This is a genomic window from Polyangiaceae bacterium (assembly GCA_016715885.1).
Classification (GTDB): domain Bacteria; phylum Myxococcota_A; class Polyangia; order Polyangiales; family Polyangiaceae; genus Polyangium.
Genome location: JADJXL010000024.1, coordinates 15,961 through 34,790 on the forward strand (window position 1 = coordinate 15,961; position 18,830 = coordinate 34,790).

Below are 18,830 nucleotides of genomic sequence, written 5' to 3' on the forward strand. Positions count from 1 at the left end.
GCCCCAGGTCGTCACCTCGTCACCTCGCTGCTCCTCCTTCCGATTGCCTTCTTCCTCTCCGGGTGTACCGAGCGAGCCATGCCCACCGACGACCATGGGTTGTCGTGCATATTCGATTTTCGCGTGAACGAGACGGTTTGCCGTGGTGTGCCCGCGCGGAGCCGCGTGCAAGATCCTCCGCTCACTCGCACCAAAGAGCTCGTCCTGCGTGCCGTCTCTGCAAGCCGAGTCGACGCCACGCTGCTGCTCGACATCGAGCTCGAGGGGCGCTTTCGGAATGCCGCCGACCAGAACATCTACGTATTCATCGGTGCAAGCGGTCATGGTTCCACGCGTTATGCGCTCACCGCGGATCCCAAGTATTTCGACGATTTGTCCTACCCGGTGCGTGGTGCAGTCGAATTTCCCCATGGTAATGACGTACGTGTCGGCATCATGGCCCCCGAGCCGAGCAACTACACGCCACAGGTGTACGCGACGGATTTGGTCAAGGCTGATTTCGTCGGAATCGATGCGGGGATCGTGCAGACGACACGCGACGACGGGACGCTTCATTTCGAGATTCCGCTCGATCGATATTATGCGCTGAAGAATCAATCGATTCCCGAACGCATCGCAGCCACCGTGGCGACAGCGCGCGATTATGTGGGATTCGTCGATCAAATCACGACACGCGAGATCGGCTCCGGAGAAGCTTGCCGCGTGACCGAGCGGCCAGCACCGCCCATGGCATACCCAGACCTCGATCTGGGATCACACCATTTCGATGCGATCAAGCTCGTGAAGCGCGACGGCTTGTTTCGGGTGGAAATCGATACGGCGGCGCCCATTCGGGATTGGGGACAAACGAATGCGCATGTATTCTTCTTTCCCGCGCCTCCCTTTCGCTCGGCCTCGCCCCTCGCGGATCCGTCCGGCCAACTGCGATTTCCCTACAAATGGTCCTATTATTGCGGCGTGTATTCGCCGACTCGCATTTTTTGCAAAACGTCGCGAGGCCATGATTTCACGTTCGACCGAGCCTACGCCGAGCGCGACGAGCTCGAGGCTGCGGATGGCGTGCGTTCCCGGCAGGAGGATGGCAGGAAGATCGTCCTCGAGCTTCCTGCGGACCTCGAGCGCACGTGGCGGGCAAAGCAGGCGACGTTCGCGGTTGGCGTGCTTTTTGGGCAGAGACGGCAGCGGGCCGACGTCGTGGTATGGAATGGCCGACGACGCCGGCCCCCGTTGAGGAGCCCGTAGCTAAAACAAGTAGGAGACGATCTTGGGTTCGAGCAGGTGCGCGGCGTGCTTCTGATTGATGCGAGCGCCCGATGTCCACCCGGCGGGCAATGTCAGGAATACGCCCGCACAAAACTGTCGGGAAGGTTCGTCCAAGTAATTGAACCCGTTGGAGGCCCTGAAGAACTCGCTGGTCGTTACCGTCACGCCGGCAAGCTCTGGAGCACAGCCGCTCCACGTGCAATCGGTGCCCTTGAACCGCCTGTCGAGGATCACATTGGCTGGCGTGGGTGAACAGTAGCCCACGCCACAAATTGCGGGGTACTGCTGACCGCCGTAGGCCTTGTTCAGGTGCACGGTGGCAGCCTCAGGTACCCAATCCGGGAGGCGAGTGGCGAACGTGAGGCAATTCGTGCTCACATTGGAACTGTCGACGACCTGACAGCTCGACGAATGCGTCTCTTCAACGTGCGATATTTCGTCGTGCAAACCGAGGCAACGAAGGCGCGGGTCGCGAGCCTTCCCGGCGTGCGCCTCGTTTCACCGCCCGGTGAATGGGAGCTTTACGCATTCGACGATCCAGCGCCTGGTCATGCCGTCGTACCGAGCTTCGCGCCCGTGCTCACCTTCGCAACCTTCAGCGTCAAACCGCGCCCGGACGACAGCCTCGATTTCGTGCGGCTCGGCGAAGAAATGTTCGCCGCGGGTAGGCTCGATGTGCCTCTCGTGTCGTCCCCGTGCCGCGAAATCGACACGTGCGCCGATTGGAATCGCTTTCGCACGGCGCTCCTCATCGATCTCCGCTATCGCGACCGAACGCACGCGCTCGCCACCATCGAGCGATTCACGCGCGACCGGCACCTCGTACTCGTCGCGTCGGACGATCCGCTCGTCACCGACCTCGTGGCGCTTGCGCGGGAGCGCCAAACCATTCACATCGTCGAGCGTTCAGCCGCGCCCGAAAGCTCACGTGCCGCTCGCCTCGTTTGGACCCGAGACATGGTGAAACGCCTTCTCGACGTCATCGACGCCATTCGAGAACGCGTTCAAGATGGCCCGATCGTCACGAGTGCCACGATCGAGGGTGATTTCGTACGCGTCGAGCTCGACCGCGACCCGGATCGCGCGTTCCCATTATGGATTCGTCAAACTTATTTTCCGAATTGGACGACTCCATCGGGTGAACCGGTGTACATGGCTACCCCCACGTTCCAGCTCGTCTTCGCGACCAGCCGCGACATCGAGCTCCGTTTTTCACGCAGTCGAGCCGAATGGGCTGGTCGGTTGGCGAGCCTCATCGGATTGCTCGTCATCGCCGTCGTTTTTCGTTCGTCGCACAATTGATCGTATCCTCGATCATGGCGCGAGACACGGCGTTCAGCGGGCGGTTGAGCGTCATCTTGTACGTTGGATAAGCGACGACATCACGTTGCTCGAAATCGGGGAGCACTTTCTTGACGGCTGCGCCATGCACCGCGATGATGCTCGACGTGCCCGGGGGCGGTTCGTAGTTGCCCGGAGTAAAGTGGTACGAAGCCCACAAGCCATCGTCTGGCGATGCTGCACTGCCGAGCAGCCCGCCTTGTCAGCCCGCCGTGCGTGCGTCATGCGTGCGCACGGTGGAAATTTCATGGGTGCCGCCACCACGGCTGAGGTGCCTGCTTCGCTTCCGGCCGAGGTGGTGCTAAGGTTCGCCCGCGAGCACGTCGAGCCATGAAAATTCCCTACGCCAAATGCGATTTTGCGGCCATCCGTCGCAGCGGGTCCTTTTACGTCGACAAGACCCCGTTTTTCCCGCACCTGGAGAACGCCGGCGGCGAACATCTGATCTTCCTGCGGCCACGCAGGTTCGGCAAATCGACCCTGATCAGCACGCTCGAAAACTACTACGACATCGCTCTTGCCGACAAATTCGACGAGCTGTTTGGCGGACTGTGGGTCCACGAGCACCCGACGCCCGAGAAAAACAAGTATCTCGTTCTGCGTTTCGATTTTTCCCCGGTGGCATCCGAGGGGACCGAAGCGGACATTCGCAAGAGTTTTGCCGTGCAAGTCAAGGCATCGATCCGGTCGTTCATCTGGCGGTACGAAAAACTCCTTCCCAGGCTGGCGACGCTGGAAGCAACGGTCCGATCGGACGAGGAAGATACCGCCGCGCTCATGACGGAGCTCTTTACGGTCGTCCGCGACGCCGAGCACCAGGTCTATTTGCTGATCGACGAATACGACCATTTTGGCAATCGGCTGCTTTCGGACGGCTTGATCGACACCTACCAAGGCATCGTGCGCAGCTCGGGATTCGTGCGGAGCTTTTATGCCAATTTGAAGGCATTTACAATCACGAGCACGCTGGCGCGGATGTTCGTCACGGGCGTGTCGCCCATCATGCTGGACGACTTGTCGAGCGGGTTCAATATCATCACGCACGTGTCGCAGCACGATGCGTTGAATGCCTTGGCTGGGTTCACGACGGCGGACGTCGAACGCGCGGTGGACCTGATGCTCCGGGACAGGCCCGACTTGGCGGCCGATCCGCGCATTGGTGATCGCAAAGCGCTGCTCGAAACGCTGGAGCGGTATTACGACGGGTATCGATTTTCGGTGTACGCGCAGGACAAAATGTACAACTCGACGCTGGTCCTGTATTTCGTCGGCCAGGTCTTGGCGACGGGCAGGTACCCCCGGCAAATGCTCGATTTGAACGTGCGTACCGATTATGGGCGCCTCTACGGCATTGCTCGAAATACGAGCGGTCAAGAGACCGGCACACGGGAGCTGTTGGAAGAGATCTTGACGAATGAATCGGTCACCAGTCCCCTGGTCGAGCAATTCGGCACCAGGATGCTTTTTGGCCGAGCGCAAATCGTGTCGCTCTTTTACTACATGGGGATGCTGACCTTCTCCGCTGATGCGATGACCAGCTCGGATCCCAAGCTCGTCATCCCCAACCGCGTGATGCGCGAGTTGCAATGGAGTTACATCGCGTTTGCCATGGCCGATCACGAGGGCTTGCAAATCGACTTGACCGATGTGTCGAGCGCGCTCCGGAAGATGTCGGTGGACGGCGAGATTCAACCCTTGCTCGACTTGTTCCACAAGCAGGTCCTTGGACGCATCAGCAATCGGGACCTCATCCAATTCGATGAAAAAACGATGAAGCTGATGCTGTTTGCGTATTTGTCGCAAACCAATTCGTTTTACTTGATGAGCGAAAAAGAGGTCACGCAGGGTTATTGCGATTTGTTGCTGGCGCTCCGAGGCAATGCATCGGCGGCCAAGTACGCGTGGATCATCGAGGCGAAATACGTGAAGACCGACGCGACGGACAAGGACATCGAAGCTGCAGTTGCAAAAGGTTTTGCGCAGATCGAGCGGTATGCGGCGGACGCGGACTTGGTCAAGATGCTGACGCTGGGCAACCATTTGCGAGCTGGCGTCTTGGTGTTCGTCGGGACGAAAGACGTGCGCTATTGGGCGTGGGAGACGGCCGCATCGAGCGCTTTGCGATCATAGAAACCATCGACGGTTTTCGAGCAGACGAATGTTTCCCGACCTTCCATTCTTCCTCGCACTCGTGTACAATCGCCCGCGTGGAACTACGTGCGGGTGATCGCATCGATCGATATACGCTGGTCCGGCCGCTGGGCAAAGGCGGGCAAGGATCGGTTTGGCAAGTCGTCGATCCGCTCGATGAAGGCTCGCTGCGCGCACTGAAGATCGTGCAGCTTGCGGATGCGGGTCAAGCGGCCTTCGTGCGAGCTCGGCGTGAAGCCAAAATCCTGGCGCACTTGACGCATCCGTCGCTGTGTGCGTGTTACGGGCTCTTTGAAGACTTGGATCGCGGCCTCGTCGGCGTCGTGCTCGATCTCGTCCAAGGTCGTCCGCTCGATGACCTCGTGCACGAAGGCCGGCTCGATCAAGCCCAGCGCATGGCCATTCTGCGCCAAGTGGCGGAGGTGCTCGCGCATGTACACGCAGCGGGTTTGGCGCATCGGGACTTGAAGCCGGGAAACATCCTCGTGACCGACGGCTTTTGGAGTCGGCCGGATTTGCCGGGCACCGTCAAGCTCGTCGATTTCGGCATTGCCGTGCCCCTCGGCAATCCGCAAAAGCTCACGTCGGTGGGCGGAGTGATTGGGACGATTCCGTATTTGTCGCCCGAGCTGTTCGATCCGCGGGGGCGAGCTTCGTCCGAAGAGAGCTGCGCGCGAGATGTGTTTGCGTTTGGCGTGATTGCGTATGAGCTGCATTTCGGTGGGCATCCGACGGGACTTGGGCATTCGGCGTCTTTCGAGGTCGTGGCGCAGCGTTATCGCGAACTGCTTTCGGGAGCGCGGGCGTGGCCGCCGCGAAGCATGCCTGGGGCGTGGGGTTTGGCGATGAATGCTTGCTTGGCCTTGCGACCGGAGGATCGACCGCGCAATGGAGGCGAATTGCTGGAGATTTTGCGGACGGGCCGCATGCCTGCGCGGCCCGTGATTTCCCGCACGGAAACGCATACGCCAGCTCCGGGGTCATTGTCGCCGAGCTCGCCGCGGGTTGGCAGATCAATGACTCCCGCGACGGAGCCGATGACGGCGCCGATGCCCATGGTTTCGCCCGGTCCGCCTCCGCCACCGGTCCACGAGCGTCCTGTGGCAAAGTCGATTCACGGGCCGCTGTATGCGTTGGCGCTGGCCATCGTGGCGCTCGCGGCCGTCATTTATTTCAAGGATGCGGGCAAATCGACGGATGCCGAATCACCGCTCATTCCGCTGCCGCAGGCGACTTCGGTGGCGCAATCGCCGGAGCCCCCGGCACCGGCAACGAAGCCTGGGTATGAACGTGCGACCTCCCGTCCAGAAGCAGGGGGAATGTTGCGGCGGTCCGGAATGCAAGGAGCCGCAGAAAAATATTAAAAATACCTATTGCGAGCACACCGAGAAAACGAAGTGTACACGGTGCAACTCCGGCCGGTCGTACGTGCCGGAGCGTTGTGCCAAACCCCTCGACCCCAATCGATCCTTCATGCTTCGACTCGCGAGCGTACAAGCAAACTCGCTCGGCGCCAAGGTTTGCTTTTGGCGGGCAACGGATCCTCAGACCAGCGCCAAATGCGTGCGCAAACGCGACGCTTCCGACATTGCTGCCCCCAATCGCGGCGTGGCATACGTCGAACGGCTACCGGTGACGACGCGGGATCTGTTGGAGGGCAATTTGTACGTAGAGGTCGAGGAGGGCGGACACGTCTCGGCGCGGGGCAAAACCAATACCTCGAAAAGCTTGTTGGTTTCCACGTTATGCGTGGGACTGAGCCGGAAGTTCGGCAAAGACAACACTGAAATAAAATTTTATCTCGACGATCCATGACCACGACGACCACCCACGACCATCGCGTTCCTCCTCCGCCCGATGCAAAACCAGGCGAGCCCGTACTGATTTGCGTCTTTCCCATGCTCGTGGTGTTTCCGGTGCCAAGCTCCGGTAATACCATCGGGCGCAAGGACTTCGCCGACCGCGGAATCCTCGACAAGGAAATCTCCAGCCGACACTTGCGCTTCTCGCGGCTCGGCGGCGTGCATAAAATCGAAGACGTCAAATCCCGCAATGGCACGTTCGTCAATGGTCATGCGATTGGCGCGGAGGAGCCTGTCGAAATGCCCGAAGGTGCCGTGGTTCGAATTGGCTGCTCGCTCTTCGTCTTTCGCAGCTCGTTTACCGGCTCTTTTCAGCCGGATGCTCCTCTCGGCGAGCTGGTCAGTCCTTTCGGATTGCGGAGTTTGCGCCAAAACCTCGAGAAACTCACGAATCAACAGGGGCGCAGCGTGCTCATCGAGGGAGAGACGGGGACGGGCAAGGAGCTCGTCGCCGAGCAGATTGCCATCCTATTGCGCGGCAAAAACAAAAGCTTCGGGCCGGTGAACGTGGCAGCGATTCCCGCTTCGGTGTTCGAATCGCATCTGTTTGGGTGGAAAAAGGGGGCCTTTTCAGGAAGCGAAGGAGGTGGCGAAGGGGTCATTCGGGCGCACCGGGGAGGGACGGTATTTCTGGATGAAATCGGCGAGCTGTCGCTCGATTTGCAGCCGAAAATCCTGCGGCTCCTCGAAAAACGCGAAGTGTGGCCGGTAGGTGAAAGCAAGGCAATCAAAGACATCGACGTGACATTCGTGGCGGCGACGAATCGGCCGCTCGATGCCATGGTGGAGGCGGGCACGTTTCGATTGGATTTACGGTCTCGGTTCGCGCCGCGCCTCTACATTCCGCCGCTGCGCGAGCGCCCCGAGGATATCTTCGCCATTCTGCAAACGCTTTATCAACGTCGTAAAGAGACACTGGAGCCGGAGGGCATCGAAATCGAGGCGCTCGAGAGGCTCTTGCTATTTCCGTGGAAGGGCAACGTGCGGGAGCTCGACTTGCTGGTGACGCATCTAACGCCGTCGCGAGAATTGCGGTTGCGAGCGATCGCCGAGGTGCTGGGGCCGAGCGCGGATGATTTGGGCAAGCGTCCGCTGACGCGGGAGCTGGTGAATCGGGTGCTGCGGGAATGCAGAGGTAATCAGATGGAGGCGGCGCGGCGGCTGGGAGTGGATCGGGCGAAGCTTTTGAGGTTGCTCAAGAAGGTGCAGGCCGAGGGCTGAGTGAGCGGGCTTCTCGCCACGCCGAACATTGAGCCTCATCGAGCTACCCGAGCAGCTTTCCGAACGCGACCCGTCGAAATCCAGTCCATTTTCTTCGTGCTTGCCAACGAAAACAGTTGACCATCCCGCAAATTCCGTGTGTTCTTGCATCCCACACTCGCGAGGTGCACGATGTATACGGAAGAAGATCGTCGACGTCTGCTCGAGTCACGCCATGATATCAGCGCGGTCGCAAGCCCCGTCACGTTGACTCCCAATGCAACATATCAAATGGCCATCGTCGCATCTCGCGACGAATTGGCCCAGGAACGCGTTTCCCTGCAATCAGCCGCGGGACGCGTCGTCCGAGAGCGCGGCGAAACCGATGCCGAACGCGCCAAGCTCGCCGATTCCATCGCGGCCCTCGTGCGTCGCTATGCATTCGTGCGCGGTAAAGTTCAAGATGCTTTGCTGAACGTCGATCCGGACGTCGCCATCAATGCGACCGAAATCGAACGCCGCAAACGTCTCGTCGATCGGACGTTCCGTTTGTCGCAATCGGACCTCGAGCGACTGTCACAAGGTGACATCATCGAATTCGTCGGTACGGTCGTCGAAGCGCTGGGAACCGAACCGGACCTCGTGCCGCTCGGTTATGCCGATTCTTTCGGCGCCGTTCATCAATCGGCCAAGAATGACGCCCAGGAATTCAGCCGGGAGACCAAGGAAGACGCGCAAGCAATAACTTTGCTGCGTGCAGCGCGCGATGCTTTCGACCGAGCGGCCTATGCGCATACATTGCTCGTCGAATCGATCCTCGTTCGGCACAATCGCAAGGAAGAGCTCGGCCAATTCATTCTCAGCCGCAATGCGTCCTATGCCGCTCGTCGCGCCGCCCGCGTGCCCCTGAGCGACGAACCCGGTGGCGGCGACGTGGATGCCCCCCTACCCTCGCCGACGTGACCCTGAACCATCATCGGCGTTGAACTCCTGTTGTCTCCAAGATGACCAGATGATAGACCTCGATGGTCATGAAACAGGCCGCGCGCAAGTCTCCTGCTCCTCCCCCTCGTCCTCGACGGCTCGGCATCGCGGAAGCCAAGAGCCGGCTTTCCGAAATTCTTCGCGATGCGGCTGGAGGGCCAACCATCATTCATAGTCGCGGTCGCGATGTCGCTGTCGTCCTCGCCGTCGAAGAATACGATCGCCTCACGGCAGGGCGAGGCAGCGGAGAACCAGCCGGCGCACGGTTTCTCGAACGCGTGGAGGCACTGAAGCAGCAACATGACGGTGGTGTCGAGGACTTCGCGCCCGAGCCAATGTCGTGATGCAGCGCTGGCAAGCGCAGAGATCGAGGTTGAAGCGCGTCGGCAAGGCCGTTCGGTCGAACATCGCGATTTGCTGATTCTCGGAACGGCCAAAGCGCATTCATTGGGAATCGCCACGAGAAACGTCGCTCACCTCCACGGGCTCGGCATTCCGATCTACGATCCCTTCGAAGACGCTCATATCCTGTGAGCGAGGGGAAGCTGAACAGCTGCGCGCCCCAAATGCTCACGTAACCACTCGCTTCCCTGGTCCTTGTTCTGCTAACTTCGCTTGCCATGAACAAGGATCAACTCGTTCGACTTCTCTATGCAGCCATCTTCATGCCCGCCACATTCACCATCGCTTCGTGCACCGAATGCCCGTACACCGAGGTCGTGGAGAGCAAGAACGTGCAGCTCGATGCAGCCGCCGCATGCGACGCCGCACAATTCGTGACCTTCGGCTACTTTGGGTACGGTTTGCAGTCGTCAGCCTGCACGGACCTCTGTGGGAATGCCAAGTACAATCGTTGTCACCTCGAGTATCAATACATCCAAGCTTATGAGGATGCGAATCCATCGGGTGCAGGCGGCGGAGGGGGCGGCGGAGGCGGACCCACCTGTCCCATGCGAGGGGCCTCCGTGACTTGTGAAGTGACCGAATCGGGAACGGAATACACGACGGAGTGTGCCGTTCCAGGGCGGCGCCCCGCGGGCCTCGTCGAGATGACGCTGGATACTCGAGCGATCGGGCGATACTTCGCGACTTCGGCCTATTTCGAGGCAGCCGCGGTCATTGCTTTCGAAAAGCTTCGCGCCGAATTGGAGGACCTGGGTGCCCCGAGCGATTTGTTGAACGATCTGGCCGATGCCGCTCGCGAAGAGGTGCGCCACGCCGCGCAAATGACGCATTTTGCCGAGCGTCATGGGATTCGCGTGGAGAATCCGGTGGTCGAGCCTGTTGCCAAGCGATCGGCGTTCGACATTGCATTGGAAAACGCCGTCGAGGGTCTCGTCAATGAGACATTCGCCGCAGCGACGGCATTGTTTCAGGCCGAATATGCGGAGGACCCGGAAATCCGCGCAGCAATGGCGCGTATTGCCGACGAAGAGTGTGGGCACGCAGCGCTTGCGTTGCGAATTGCCGCATTCCTCGACGGTCACCTCGATCCGATCCAGCGCGAAATCGTCGAATCACGGAGACACCAGGCCATTGAAGCCCTTGCAGGGTCGTTGCAGGAGCCGAGCCCCGACGTGCGGCGATGCGCCGGTGTTCCGACGATCGCGGAAGCGACGGGATTGGCTCGACGATTGCGCCGGAGCATCTGGGGGGAAAACGTGGCGGCGAAATACCGTGGCAATGACGTGAACCCCCTCATCGACGGATGATCAACGCGACGGCGGCTGAGGAGGCATTTCCGAAAAGACGATGACGAGTGTCCCGGAAAAACTGGACTTTCCCTCATCGCTCGACTACCAGCCTCTTCGTGGGCCAACTCGACCAGTTCGCCAAACGAAAATTTGCCGAAGAAACCCCCGCCGCCACTCGCGGGGCCATTGCCTTTCAGGTTGGTCCCGAGCTCGGTTTGTCCGACGTTCGTCTCGACGGACTGCTCGTCGTGAAAGACCCGCTGCTCGTCGATGCACTGATTCCACCATGGTCGCTCGCAGCAACACACGGCGAAGTCGTGCTCGAAATCAAGATGCCGGGTGATCACGTCGATTTGCAAGCAAAAGAGCGTGCGCTTTTGCGAAGGCAAGCTCGTCAGGTCAAACGCGTCGAGCATCCAGACGAACCTTTTCGAGGTCAAGTCCCCTTATGGTTCGTCGCGCCGATCCTTCCAGGCTGGATTCGCGAAGTGCGCCAAATTCGTTCGGTTGCACAAGGTTGCTATCGCATCGAGCCTGCTTCGTTCGACTTCTTGTGGATCGCTGCCAACGAGCTCCCGCTCGCGGACGAGCTCATTCCCTTCCTCGTCGCTCGCTCGGGACGACCCCTCCAAGAGTTTGCCCGTTGGGTCGCCCGACGAAAACCTTCCACCTGGGTCGTCGATCTGCTAGACTCCCTTCCCATGGGGATCACGTTCGAAGAAGTCATGGACTACTTGCAGAACACGCCGGCACGCGATCCGCAAAGCCGCCGACTCTTCATCAAGAAGTACTTCGGCTTCATCGCCCCAGACGTCATCGAAGAAATCCGCAACGATGGCCACGACGCTGGGCTCGCACCGTTGGTGCACCTGTTCGAGCGGCGCCTTGCACGACGCTTGTCCGACGACGAGCATGCGATCCTGCGCAAACGTCTGAAGGCCGTGGGACCCGAGCGCTTGGGTGATGTCGTCCTCGACCTGTCACCCCAAGAGCTCGCTGTGTGGCTGGCCGATCCAAACGCCAAGTAGCATCGTTCAGCGGCGGCGGCCAGTCCGTCACCGGGGCGACGTCGAGCAGCGCGGCAAAACGCGCCCGGTCATCCAACTCGGCGCGGGTAAGCTCGATCGTGCAGGGATGAGCTCCAGACGTGGGGTGCGGACACGAAACGGAGCTGCCATACGTTTTGTCTCCATCGACGTTCGAATGATGGTGCAGGCGCTCGCATGAGCGACGTTTTCGCCGTGGGCACGATGTTCGGATTGGTGCGGCTCACGAAGGCACGTGAGCGGGGATTACGGCAACGTGCCCGTGAAAACCCTCACGGTGAACGTGCCCGAGCAGTCGTCGGCAGCGGTGCCCGAAACATGCCGAGCGCCGAGGACGACGGTCTGCGGAACGCCGGCTGTTACCGCAAGTGTCGTTTCTGCGCTGAAGGATTCCGAGAAGTCGATTGAGGTCGGCACTCCGCCGGGAATGCGGATGACGCCCCATTCCTGCACGGGTGTGTTGAACACCGTGGCCAGAGTCGGGCCGATGCCGATATTGACTTCGCTCGTGCTCGCGGCGAGACCGATGACGTTGCACCAGCCTCGAGCTGAAAGGAGCGCCGTTCCACTCACGGGGGGCGTAAATGTGAGCGTCGCCAGTTGACCATTCCCGCCGCCCGTAGCGGGGACGTTGGCGAATGAAAAGGTCACACGCTTCATCAATGTTGGGCCGGCGGGTCCTTGCGGACCCTGAGGACCCGTCGCACCGGTTGGACCCATCGCACCAGTTGGGCCCATCGCACCGGTTGGACCCGTCGGACCCATAGCACCCGTGGCACCTTGCAATCCCATCGGCCCGATTGCACCGTCGATGCCTTGCGGGCCGGTTGGTCCAATCGGTCCCATTTCGCCTTGCGGGCCGGTTGGTCCTACAGGCCCCACGAGTCCCGTCGAATCGCCAATCCATTTGCCTTGGTCGTCGATGATCGTGGTCCCATTGATGGAAATGCTATTCGGGTGGATATCGCCAACGGCATCGCCTGCGACGAGCGCATAAGGGACGCTGCGAATGGTCGCTCGAGGAAGCATTTCCGGATCCGAACCCACGGTAATGCCCATTTCGAGCGAAGGATTGTTCCACACGTCGGCCGGGAACGGCGCTTTGCTGCCCAGCGCGATCGAGTAGTAGCCGTCGTCGAACGTGACCGTATGCGATTCGCTCCAGACCTCGGTGCCACCGGCGTCGTAAATGCGAAATACCATGGTCGTCGCCGAGGAGATCGGCTGTCCATCGGCATTATAAAGACGGCCCTGGTGCGTGAGCGTTTGCGGCACGTCGGCCCATGCGACGTTGGCGACGCCGAGCGTCGTCGCCAGGGCAGCCACCGAGATCATCGAAAAAAACAAGCTATTCTTCATGGCAAGCTCCCATTGGCTCCAATGAGCCCTCCCTGCAGTCGATACCCTGGCGAAGACGATTTCGATTGGTTGGTCGTGGATTGCCCAAACGTCCACTCGAGCCGATAACCGGGGCTTTTCGATACGTTGCCCGCGGTGACGAAGTCTTGTCCCGGTGGCCCGTAATTGACCATGCCACCCGTTCCTCCCGAGCCGCCCATGCCTCCCGAGCCGCCCGAGCCTCCCGAGCCGCCCATTCCACCGCTGCCGCCTTCCCCTGCAGAGCCTCCGCTGCCACTTCCGCCCGTCGTCGTCGGGGGGGGTTCGTCGCTACAGCCGGCAAAGACAAGGGTTATTGCGGCCATGATGGCTGCCAATCCCATTGCACGTAACATCCTGCCTCCTGAATCGAAGCGCGTTAGCACGAACCATACCGTACGCATTACGGGGCAATGAGAGCGGACGATGCTTTGTGCGAGCGCACGATATGCGTGCGAGCGCAGGGAATGCACGACCATCGTCGTGGCGCGATTGCGGCGGCGCGGTTTCGATTTAGGGTGCCGGGTGGAGTTCGAATGGCCCCATGCCGCCTTGACCCTGAACCGCCGTCGTGTCGCCATCATCACCGTCTGATGTCCGCTGATCAGGGCAAGTTCCGTGCCGATTTGCCGTTCTTGTCTCGGAAATCGACCATGTTGACGTCTGCATGACCAAAATTTGGCAGGAGAACGCCTGATCGGAGAGGTGAAACATCGTTGCCGAGGGTCGACAACGCCAAATCGGACGAGTGAGATGGCGATCCTTGCGGCCGGATCGCGTGATCAGGCGTCCTCGAGGGCGAAGGGGTGGCGGAGGAACGGCGGATCGGACGGGTGAGGGAGCGATTTGCCATTGTCCGGAGCGAGATTGTCGTAGATCTCCGTAACATCAAGTCTAACGTGGGAACGCTGCACATTTACCGGCCTACGCCCAAATTCCTCTCGCCAACGCCTCTGCTCTCGCGATCTCCAGAATGTGGATGGTTGTCGGTGAGGCGCGAGCGGGTGGTATGATGGGCTTGGCAAGCAGCAAACGACGCAGTGAGCTGCACGCACGGCTGAGTCGTCGTCTGTACGTGCATGAGCATGCCTTGACAAGAACTCAAAACCGAGGTTTCGTAAGTACACGAGGAGCCACGGCCGATGTACGCCCATAAAATTCGAGTCATCGTCGAGCCAAGTGCGGATCTCGTCGTAAAACTTCCGCCCGACTTTCCATCCGGGGTCGCGGAAGTGATAGTTCTCTCGGAAATCGCCTCGAACGTTGCGAGTCCCGCCGAAACACCGTCGGCTTCCGGTGCAACCCGGACCGAATTGCTGGAGAAGCTCGCGCAACGCTTGCCGCAAGATCCTGCGCTCGGCCGGATTGTGTTTTACGATGATCCTGTAGCTCCCCTGGACGAGAGCGATTGGCCCGAGGTCGATCGGCCATGAAATTGTTGCTCGACACGTGCGTCTTGTTATGGCTGATGGGCGACCGGGAAAAATTATCGAACGAGTGCATACGCGCATTGTCCAGTGAGGATGCGGAGCTTTTCGTTTCGGCAATCAGCGCTTTCGAAATTGCCGTCAAGGTCCGTAAAGGGAAACTCGTATTGCCATTGTCGGCACGTGAATGGTTTTCGGCAGCATTGCGAACACATCGAATCGTCGAGCGACCGATTACGTCGGCCATTGCCGCATTTTCATGCGAAGTGCCTCTTTCACATAATGACCCCGCCGACAGAATGATCGTCGCGACAGCAATGCTCGAAGGTTTGACGTTGATCACATCCGATAGCCTCATTCAATCGAGCCCAGGCCTCTCGATCATCTGGTGAGACGTCGAACCTGGCGAATACCACCCCACCGTGACGCGCACGATAGTTCGTCATCCGCCCATCCGTCGACTATGGTCCGCCGCGTGCGACCTCGGTTTTCACTCGTAGTGCTCCTGTTTCTCGTCTCGGGCTCCACCGGCTTGCTCTATGAGGTCGCGTTCGGAAAGCTGCTCGGGTACGTCTTCGGCGCCACCGCGTACGCCATCAGCACCGTGCTCGCGTCGTTCATGGGCGGCCTCGCGCTCGGCGCTCACATCGGCGGCAAACACGCCTCCAAGCTCGGCAAACCGCTCGCCGCGTACGGCGTGCTCGAAATCATCGTCGGCATCGTCTGCGCCGTCTCGCCCGTCGCGCTCGAAGCACTCACGCGCGTGTACGTGTCACTCGCGCAAAACGCGCCCGACTCGCTCGCCACGATCACCGCACTACGCGCCGCAATGGCCGTCGGCATCGTCATCGTGCCGACCGTCGCCATGGGCGCAACGCTGCCAATCCTGTCGCGCGTCGTTGCTGGTGAAAGAGAATCGGGCAGCGAACGCCGCTTGTCGATTCTGTACGCGATCAACACCGCCGGCGGAGCCCTCGGTGCACTCACGAGCGCCTACGCGGTCCTGCCTGCACTCGGCGTGCGCGGAACGATCTGGGCCGCCGCCATCACCAACATCGTCATCGGCACGATCGCGCTCATCGTCGGCAAACGCAGCTCGAGCGCAGCGCACGCATCGCTGGAGGTCAAACCTTCCAAGGATGAACCAGTTGTCGTAACAAACGCACCCGATCGCGAAGGCACGATGCTCGCGTTCGCGTTCGCGTCGGGGTTTGTCGTGTTCGCCGCTGAGGTCGTCGAGACGCACCTGCTCGCGCTGCTCATCGGCAACAGCGCCTACGCATTTGGCCTCATGCTCGCCGTGTTCCTCGTGTGCCTCGCCGTCGGAGCTGCCCGATCGCACGCATTCGCCGCTCGTCACGGCGACCGCGCCATGGCGCTCGGTCTCGGAGCTGCAGCGCTGTCGCTGGCCCTCACGATGCCGCTTTGGGCCGAGCTTCCGCGCTTGTTTCTCTTCGCCGGCAAACACGTCCATTCGTGGGCCGGACGCGAAATCGTTCGAGCCATCGCGGCGCTCGCCATCCTCGTCGTGCCCACGGTTTTTCTTGGAACAACCTTCCCACTGCTCCTCAGCCGCGTTGCAGCTCGGCACGACGTCGCTGTACGCGTCGGAAGACTCACCGTCGCCAACACGATCGGCACCATTTTCGGCTCGATCCTCACCGGCTACTTCGTTCTTCCGCTGCTCGGTTCGCAAGGGACGCTCGTCGCCGTCACCGCGCTGCTCGCGATCGCCGCCGTTGCTGCGTACCGCGTGTTCGCGGACAAACCCATCACGGAACCCCGCGGATTCGCGCTGCCTGCCGTTGCAACGGTCATCGTCATCGTCGCTCCCACGTGGAACATGGCTCGGATGACCAACGGCGCGAACGTCTACTTCACCGCTGGTCCGCCGCCGGATTCGATCGACGCCATGTGGGAGGACGTTCATGGCGGCGTCACCAGCGTCGCGCGAAAAGGCGACGTGCTGACGCTCTACACGAACGGCAAGTTCCAAGGTGACAACGGACCCGAGATGCCTGCGCAGCGGCGTTTCGCGCACTTTCCGTCGATGTTCGTGAAAAACGAAGACCGCGTGCTCGTCATCGGCCTCGGCACCGGCACGACGCTCGGCACCATCACGGCGTACCCGTGGAAACGCATCGAAGTCGCCGAAATATCGCCGTCGATCGTCGACGCGTCACGAAAGTTCTTCGCGGGACCGGCGCGCAATTCGCTTGCGGATCCGCGCGTCGTTCTCGCGCATCAGGATGGGCGCAACCATCTGCTCGTTTCTCCTGGAAATTACGATCTCGTCACGATGGAGCTGACGAGCGTGTGGTTTGCGGGAGCCTCGAGCCTGTACAGTCACGAATTCTACGAGCTGGTCCGCGCACGATTGGCCAAAGGCGGGATTCTCCAGCAGTGGGTGCAGCTTCATCACATCCGACGCCGCGAGCTCACAGCAATCGTGCGCACGCTGCGCGGCGTGTTTCCCCATGTCGCGCTGTTCGTCGGAGGCGCTCAGGGCATCCTCGTCGCGGGCATGGAGCCGCTCGTCGCTTCGCGTGAGCGTCTCGAGCGCCTTTCGACGGAGCCGGGCATTCGCGAAACGTTGAATGGCGCGCCGATGCTGAGTTTGTTCGACGAGCTGGTCGCGTCCGAGGAGGATCTCGATCGGTTCATTTCCGAAACACCGGACAAACCGTTCGTATCGACGGACGACAACTTGTTTCTCGAATACGCAACGCCGAAAGGCAACGTGCTCGATTATCACCAGTCGCTGCGAGAAACGATCGACATGCTGATGGTTTACAAGACGAAGGATGCCATCGCGCGGCACGTTGGTCCGTGAGGCTTTCGAGAAGTATCTAGAACGACGTCACCACACCACGGTGGTCGGCAAACTGGTGCCCATGGTCGTGCCATTGCCGAGCTGACCGGTACCATTGCCGCCCCAGCATTGCACCGTCGCGTTTGCATCCGAATGCCACACGCAGGTATGCCAGTCGCCCGCTGCGATTCCGACCGCGCCAGGTTTGTTCATCGCGGCCTTCGGGAGCGGCTGCGAACCGGGCGTCACTCCGGCGCCAAGCTGCCCATCCGCGCCGCCACCCCAACAGAGCGCCACGCCGTCCTTGTCCAATGCACACATGTGCAACACACCACCGGCGAGCCATTGGATATCGGCCAGGCCAGCGACTTGGGTGGGGTTCGGTTGGTCCACCGTCGTCCCGTCGCCGACTTGACCAAACGAATTGCTACCCCAGCACGATACGCTTCCCGCGACCGAGCGTGTGCAACCGGCATAATGGCTGAGCTCGATTTGCGCTGCATTCGCGATCCCGGGGACGGGCGACGGCGTGAGCTTCTTGACCCCCGCGCCCGACGTCCCGTCGCCGAGCTGCCCCGTAGATCCATCGCCCCAGCATTTTACTGTCTCATCCTGAAGCAATGCACAGGTGTGCCTGCCGCCTGCTGAAATGGCCTTCGCCGTGGTCAAATCGACGACTGCGACGGGCGTCATGGAATTGGAGACGTTGCCCGTGCCAAGCTGGCCAAATTGATTCAGGCCCCAGCACATTGCAGAATTGTTGGTGAGCCACGCGCAGGTATGTGAGTGGCCCCCTGTCACACCGGCAACGTCCGTAATTCCTGCGATGTTTACTGGAAGCGGGCTACTCGTGAACGTCCCGTCGCCAAGCTTGCCGAAGCCATTGTGCCCCCAGCACTTCGCAGTACCGTCGGCAAGCGTCGCGCAAGTATGCTCGGGTCCCGATGCGAGATGCACCACAGAAGTGAGATTGAGCACCGGCCCAGGCTTTGGGCGCATGGTACCGGCGCCGATCGTCCCGTCACCCAGTTGCCCGTATTCGCTCCCGCCCCAGCACCGAACCGTGCCGTCGGTCAGCAGCGCGCACGAATGCGAGTTGCCCAAAGCCATTTCGGCGACCTTTGTGCACGCGTCACCATTGCAACCAAGCGCGCAGGCTTCCGAAGCTCCCCACTGCCCAGCCGAATCACAGGTCTCTTGCCCGTCGTTCATGCAGCGCGTGGTCCCTGGCGTGCACACGGCCATGGCGCCCCCTTGCCCTCCTTGGCCGCCCTGACCCCCTTGCCCTCCTTGACCCCCTTGCCCTCCTTGACCCCCTTGCCCTCCTTCTCCTGCTTGGCCTCCCTGGCCGCCTTGGCCTGCTTGGCCGCCTTCGCCCCCGGCGCCGCCTTGGCCTGCTTGGCCGCCTTCGCCCCCGGCGCCGCCTTGGCCTCCCTGGCCCCCCGTATTCGTGCTCGCCGACGAGCCACAGCCCGTCAATACAACCGCAACAAGTGTGAGCAAGCAACGGTACATGCAAAACATAAGTATTCTCCTTACATCAACGACGCAACGTGCATCGATGCGTGATCGTCTCGTGGCGCCCGAAATGGCGCTCGGTCATTTCGATTCTGAATCCGATGCCGTCGGCCCATGATTGAACACATACACGATTCGGCGTCCTCGCCGAAATG

Annotated in this window: 18 protein-coding genes; 13 read left to right on the forward strand and 5 right to left on the reverse strand. The window is 60.7% G+C overall.

Annotated features, from left to right (window positions below; all coding sequences use genetic code 11):
• The first annotated feature begins 78 nt into the window (after window positions 1–78).
• On the forward strand, window positions 79–1,242 hold the full coding sequence (locus IPM54_34620) for a hypothetical protein (GenBank protein MBK9264903.1): 1,164 nt from the start codon (window positions 79–81) through the stop codon (window positions 1,240–1,242).
• Here IPM54_34620 and IPM54_34625 read toward each other — a convergent pair whose 3' ends face one another.
• On the reverse strand, window positions 1,243–1,578 hold the full coding sequence (locus tag IPM54_34625; protein MBK9264904.1) for a hypothetical protein: 336 nt from the start codon (window positions 1,576–1,578) through the stop codon (window positions 1,243–1,245).
• 96 nt (window positions 1,579–1,674) lie between these two features.
• Between IPM54_34625 and IPM54_34630 the strand changes: the two genes are divergently transcribed.
• Complete coding sequence (locus IPM54_34630; GenBank protein ID MBK9264905.1) at window positions 1,675–2,565, forward strand: hypothetical protein; 891 nt, start codon at window positions 1,675–1,677, stop codon at window positions 2,563–2,565.
• Here the strand turns inward: IPM54_34630 and IPM54_34635 are convergent.
• A complete protein-coding gene (locus IPM54_34635) occupies window positions 2,531–2,764 on the reverse strand; it encodes a hypothetical protein (GenBank protein ID MBK9264906.1) in 234 nt (77 codons plus the stop codon). The genes IPM54_34630 and IPM54_34635 overlap by 35 nt on opposite strands.
• Window positions 2,765–2,934: 170 nt before the next feature.
• Between IPM54_34635 and IPM54_34640 the strand changes: the two genes are divergently transcribed.
• From IPM54_34640 to IPM54_34675, 8 genes are all read left to right on the forward strand, one after another.
• Entirely contained in the window at window positions 2,935–4,734 is a 1,800-nt protein-coding gene (locus IPM54_34640) for an AAA family ATPase (protein ID MBK9264907.1), read from the forward strand.
• A 77-nt stretch (window positions 4,735–4,811) separates the two neighbouring features.
• The gene (locus IPM54_34645) at window positions 4,812–6,119 is read left to right on the forward strand and encodes a serine/threonine protein kinase (GenBank protein MBK9264908.1); all 1,308 of its coding nucleotides are present in this window, start codon (window positions 4,812–4,814) and stop codon (window positions 6,117–6,119) included.
• Between the two features lie 109 nt (window positions 6,120–6,228).
• The gene (locus IPM54_34650; GenBank protein MBK9264909.1) at window positions 6,229–6,570 is read left to right on the forward strand and encodes a hypothetical protein; all 342 of its coding nucleotides are present in this window, start codon (window positions 6,229–6,231) and stop codon (window positions 6,568–6,570) included.
• Complete coding sequence (locus IPM54_34655) at window positions 6,567–7,838, forward strand: sigma 54-interacting transcriptional regulator (protein ID MBK9264910.1); 1,272 nt, start codon at window positions 6,567–6,569, stop codon at window positions 7,836–7,838. The genes IPM54_34650 and IPM54_34655 overlap by 4 nt, the downstream gene beginning before the upstream one ends.
• Window positions 7,839–8,009: 171 nt before the next feature.
• Window positions 8,010–8,780, forward strand: a complete 771-nt coding sequence (locus IPM54_34660; protein MBK9264911.1) for a hypothetical protein — start codon at window positions 8,010–8,012, stop codon at window positions 8,778–8,780.
• Between the two features lie 68 nt (window positions 8,781–8,848).
• Window positions 8,849–9,145, forward strand: coding sequence for a type II toxin-antitoxin system Phd/YefM family antitoxin (locus IPM54_34665; GenBank protein ID MBK9264912.1), 297 nt, complete (start codon window positions 8,849–8,851; stop codon window positions 9,143–9,145).
• A 276-nt stretch (window positions 9,146–9,421) separates the two neighbouring features.
• A complete protein-coding gene (locus IPM54_34670; GenBank protein ID MBK9264913.1) occupies window positions 9,422–10,513 on the forward strand; it encodes a ferritin-like domain-containing protein in 1,092 nt (363 codons plus the stop codon).
• Window positions 10,514–10,611: 98 nt separating this feature from the next.
• Window positions 10,612–11,523, forward strand: coding sequence for a hypothetical protein (locus tag IPM54_34675; GenBank protein MBK9264914.1), 912 nt, complete (start codon window positions 10,612–10,614; stop codon window positions 11,521–11,523).
• Between the two features lie 264 nt (window positions 11,524–11,787).
• Here the strand turns inward: IPM54_34675 and IPM54_34680 are convergent, their stop codons facing one another.
• Window positions 11,788–12,900 (reverse strand): collagen-like protein, encoded by a 1,113-nt coding sequence (locus IPM54_34680; GenBank protein ID MBK9264915.1) that lies wholly within the window; start codon window positions 12,898–12,900, stop codon window positions 11,788–11,790.
• Window positions 12,897–13,136: a hypothetical protein gene (locus tag IPM54_34685; GenBank protein ID MBK9264916.1), complete on the reverse strand. Its 240-nt coding sequence runs from the start codon at window positions 13,134–13,136 to the stop codon at window positions 12,897–12,899. The genes IPM54_34680 and IPM54_34685 overlap by 4 nt, the downstream gene beginning before the upstream one ends.
• A 924-nt stretch (window positions 13,137–14,060) precedes the next feature.
• On the opposite strand from IPM54_34685, the gene IPM54_34690 reads away from it, so the two are divergent.
• The 3 genes from IPM54_34690 to IPM54_34700 all read left to right on the forward strand — a co-directional run bounded on the left by IPM54_34690 (window position 14,061) and on the right by IPM54_34700 (window position 17,178).
• A complete protein-coding gene (locus IPM54_34690; protein ID MBK9264917.1) occupies window positions 14,061–14,351 on the forward strand; it encodes a hypothetical protein in 291 nt (96 codons plus the stop codon).
• Window positions 14,348–14,737, forward strand: coding sequence for a type II toxin-antitoxin system VapC family toxin (locus IPM54_34695; protein ID MBK9264918.1), 390 nt, complete (start codon window positions 14,348–14,350; stop codon window positions 14,735–14,737). Before IPM54_34690 ends, IPM54_34695 begins: the two co-directional genes overlap by 4 nt.
• Window positions 14,738–14,808: 71 nt before the next feature.
• Window positions 14,809–17,178, forward strand: a complete 2,370-nt coding sequence (locus tag IPM54_34700) for a fused MFS/spermidine synthase (protein MBK9264919.1) — start codon at window positions 14,809–14,811, stop codon at window positions 17,176–17,178.
• Between the two features lie 27 nt (window positions 17,179–17,205).
• Here IPM54_34700 and IPM54_34705 read toward each other — a convergent pair whose 3' ends face one another.
• Window positions 17,206–18,660: a hypothetical protein gene (locus tag IPM54_34705; GenBank protein MBK9264920.1), complete on the reverse strand. Its 1,455-nt coding sequence runs from the start codon at window positions 18,658–18,660 to the stop codon at window positions 17,206–17,208.
• Between the last annotated feature and the right edge of the window lie 170 nt (window positions 18,661–18,830).

Bases quoted from the DNA above. Each gene is read 5' to 3' on its own strand.
- IPM54_34620 (MBK9264903.1), top strand. From the start codon at position 79: ATGCCCACCGACGACCATGGGTTGTCGTGCATATTCGATTTTCGCGTG.
- IPM54_34630 (MBK9264905.1), top strand. From the start codon at position 1,675: ATGCGTCTCTTCAACGTGCGATATTTCGTCGTGCAAACCGAGGCAACG.
- IPM54_34640 (MBK9264907.1), top strand. From the start codon at position 2,935: ATGAAAATTCCCTACGCCAAATGCGATTTTGCGGCCATCCGTCGCAGC.
- IPM54_34650 (MBK9264909.1), top strand. From the start codon at position 6,229: ATGCTTCGACTCGCGAGCGTACAAGCAAACTCGCTCGGCGCCAAGGTT.
- IPM54_34655 (MBK9264910.1), top strand. From the start codon at position 6,567: ATGACCACGACGACCACCCACGACCATCGCGTTCCTCCTCCGCCCGAT.
- IPM54_34660 (MBK9264911.1), top strand. From the start codon at position 8,010: ATGTATACGGAAGAAGATCGTCGACGTCTGCTCGAGTCACGCCATGAT.
- IPM54_34665 (MBK9264912.1), top strand. From the start codon at position 8,849: ATGAAACAGGCCGCGCGCAAGTCTCCTGCTCCTCCCCCTCGTCCTCGA.
- IPM54_34670 (MBK9264913.1), top strand. From the start codon at position 9,422: ATGAACAAGGATCAACTCGTTCGACTTCTCTATGCAGCCATCTTCATG.
- IPM54_34680 (MBK9264915.1), bottom strand. From the start codon at position 12,900: ATGAAGAATAGCTTGTTTTTTTCGATGATCTCGGTGGCTGCCCTGGCG.
- IPM54_34685 (MBK9264916.1), bottom strand. From the start codon at position 13,136: ATGGGCGGCTCGGGAGGCTCGGGCGGCTCGGGAGGCATGGGCGGCTCG.
- IPM54_34690 (MBK9264917.1), top strand. From the start codon at position 14,061: ATGTACGCCCATAAAATTCGAGTCATCGTCGAGCCAAGTGCGGATCTC.
- IPM54_34695 (MBK9264918.1), top strand. From the start codon at position 14,348: ATGAAATTGTTGCTCGACACGTGCGTCTTGTTATGGCTGATGGGCGAC.
- IPM54_34700 (MBK9264919.1), top strand. From the start codon at position 14,809: ATGGTCCGCCGCGTGCGACCTCGGTTTTCACTCGTAGTGCTCCTGTTT.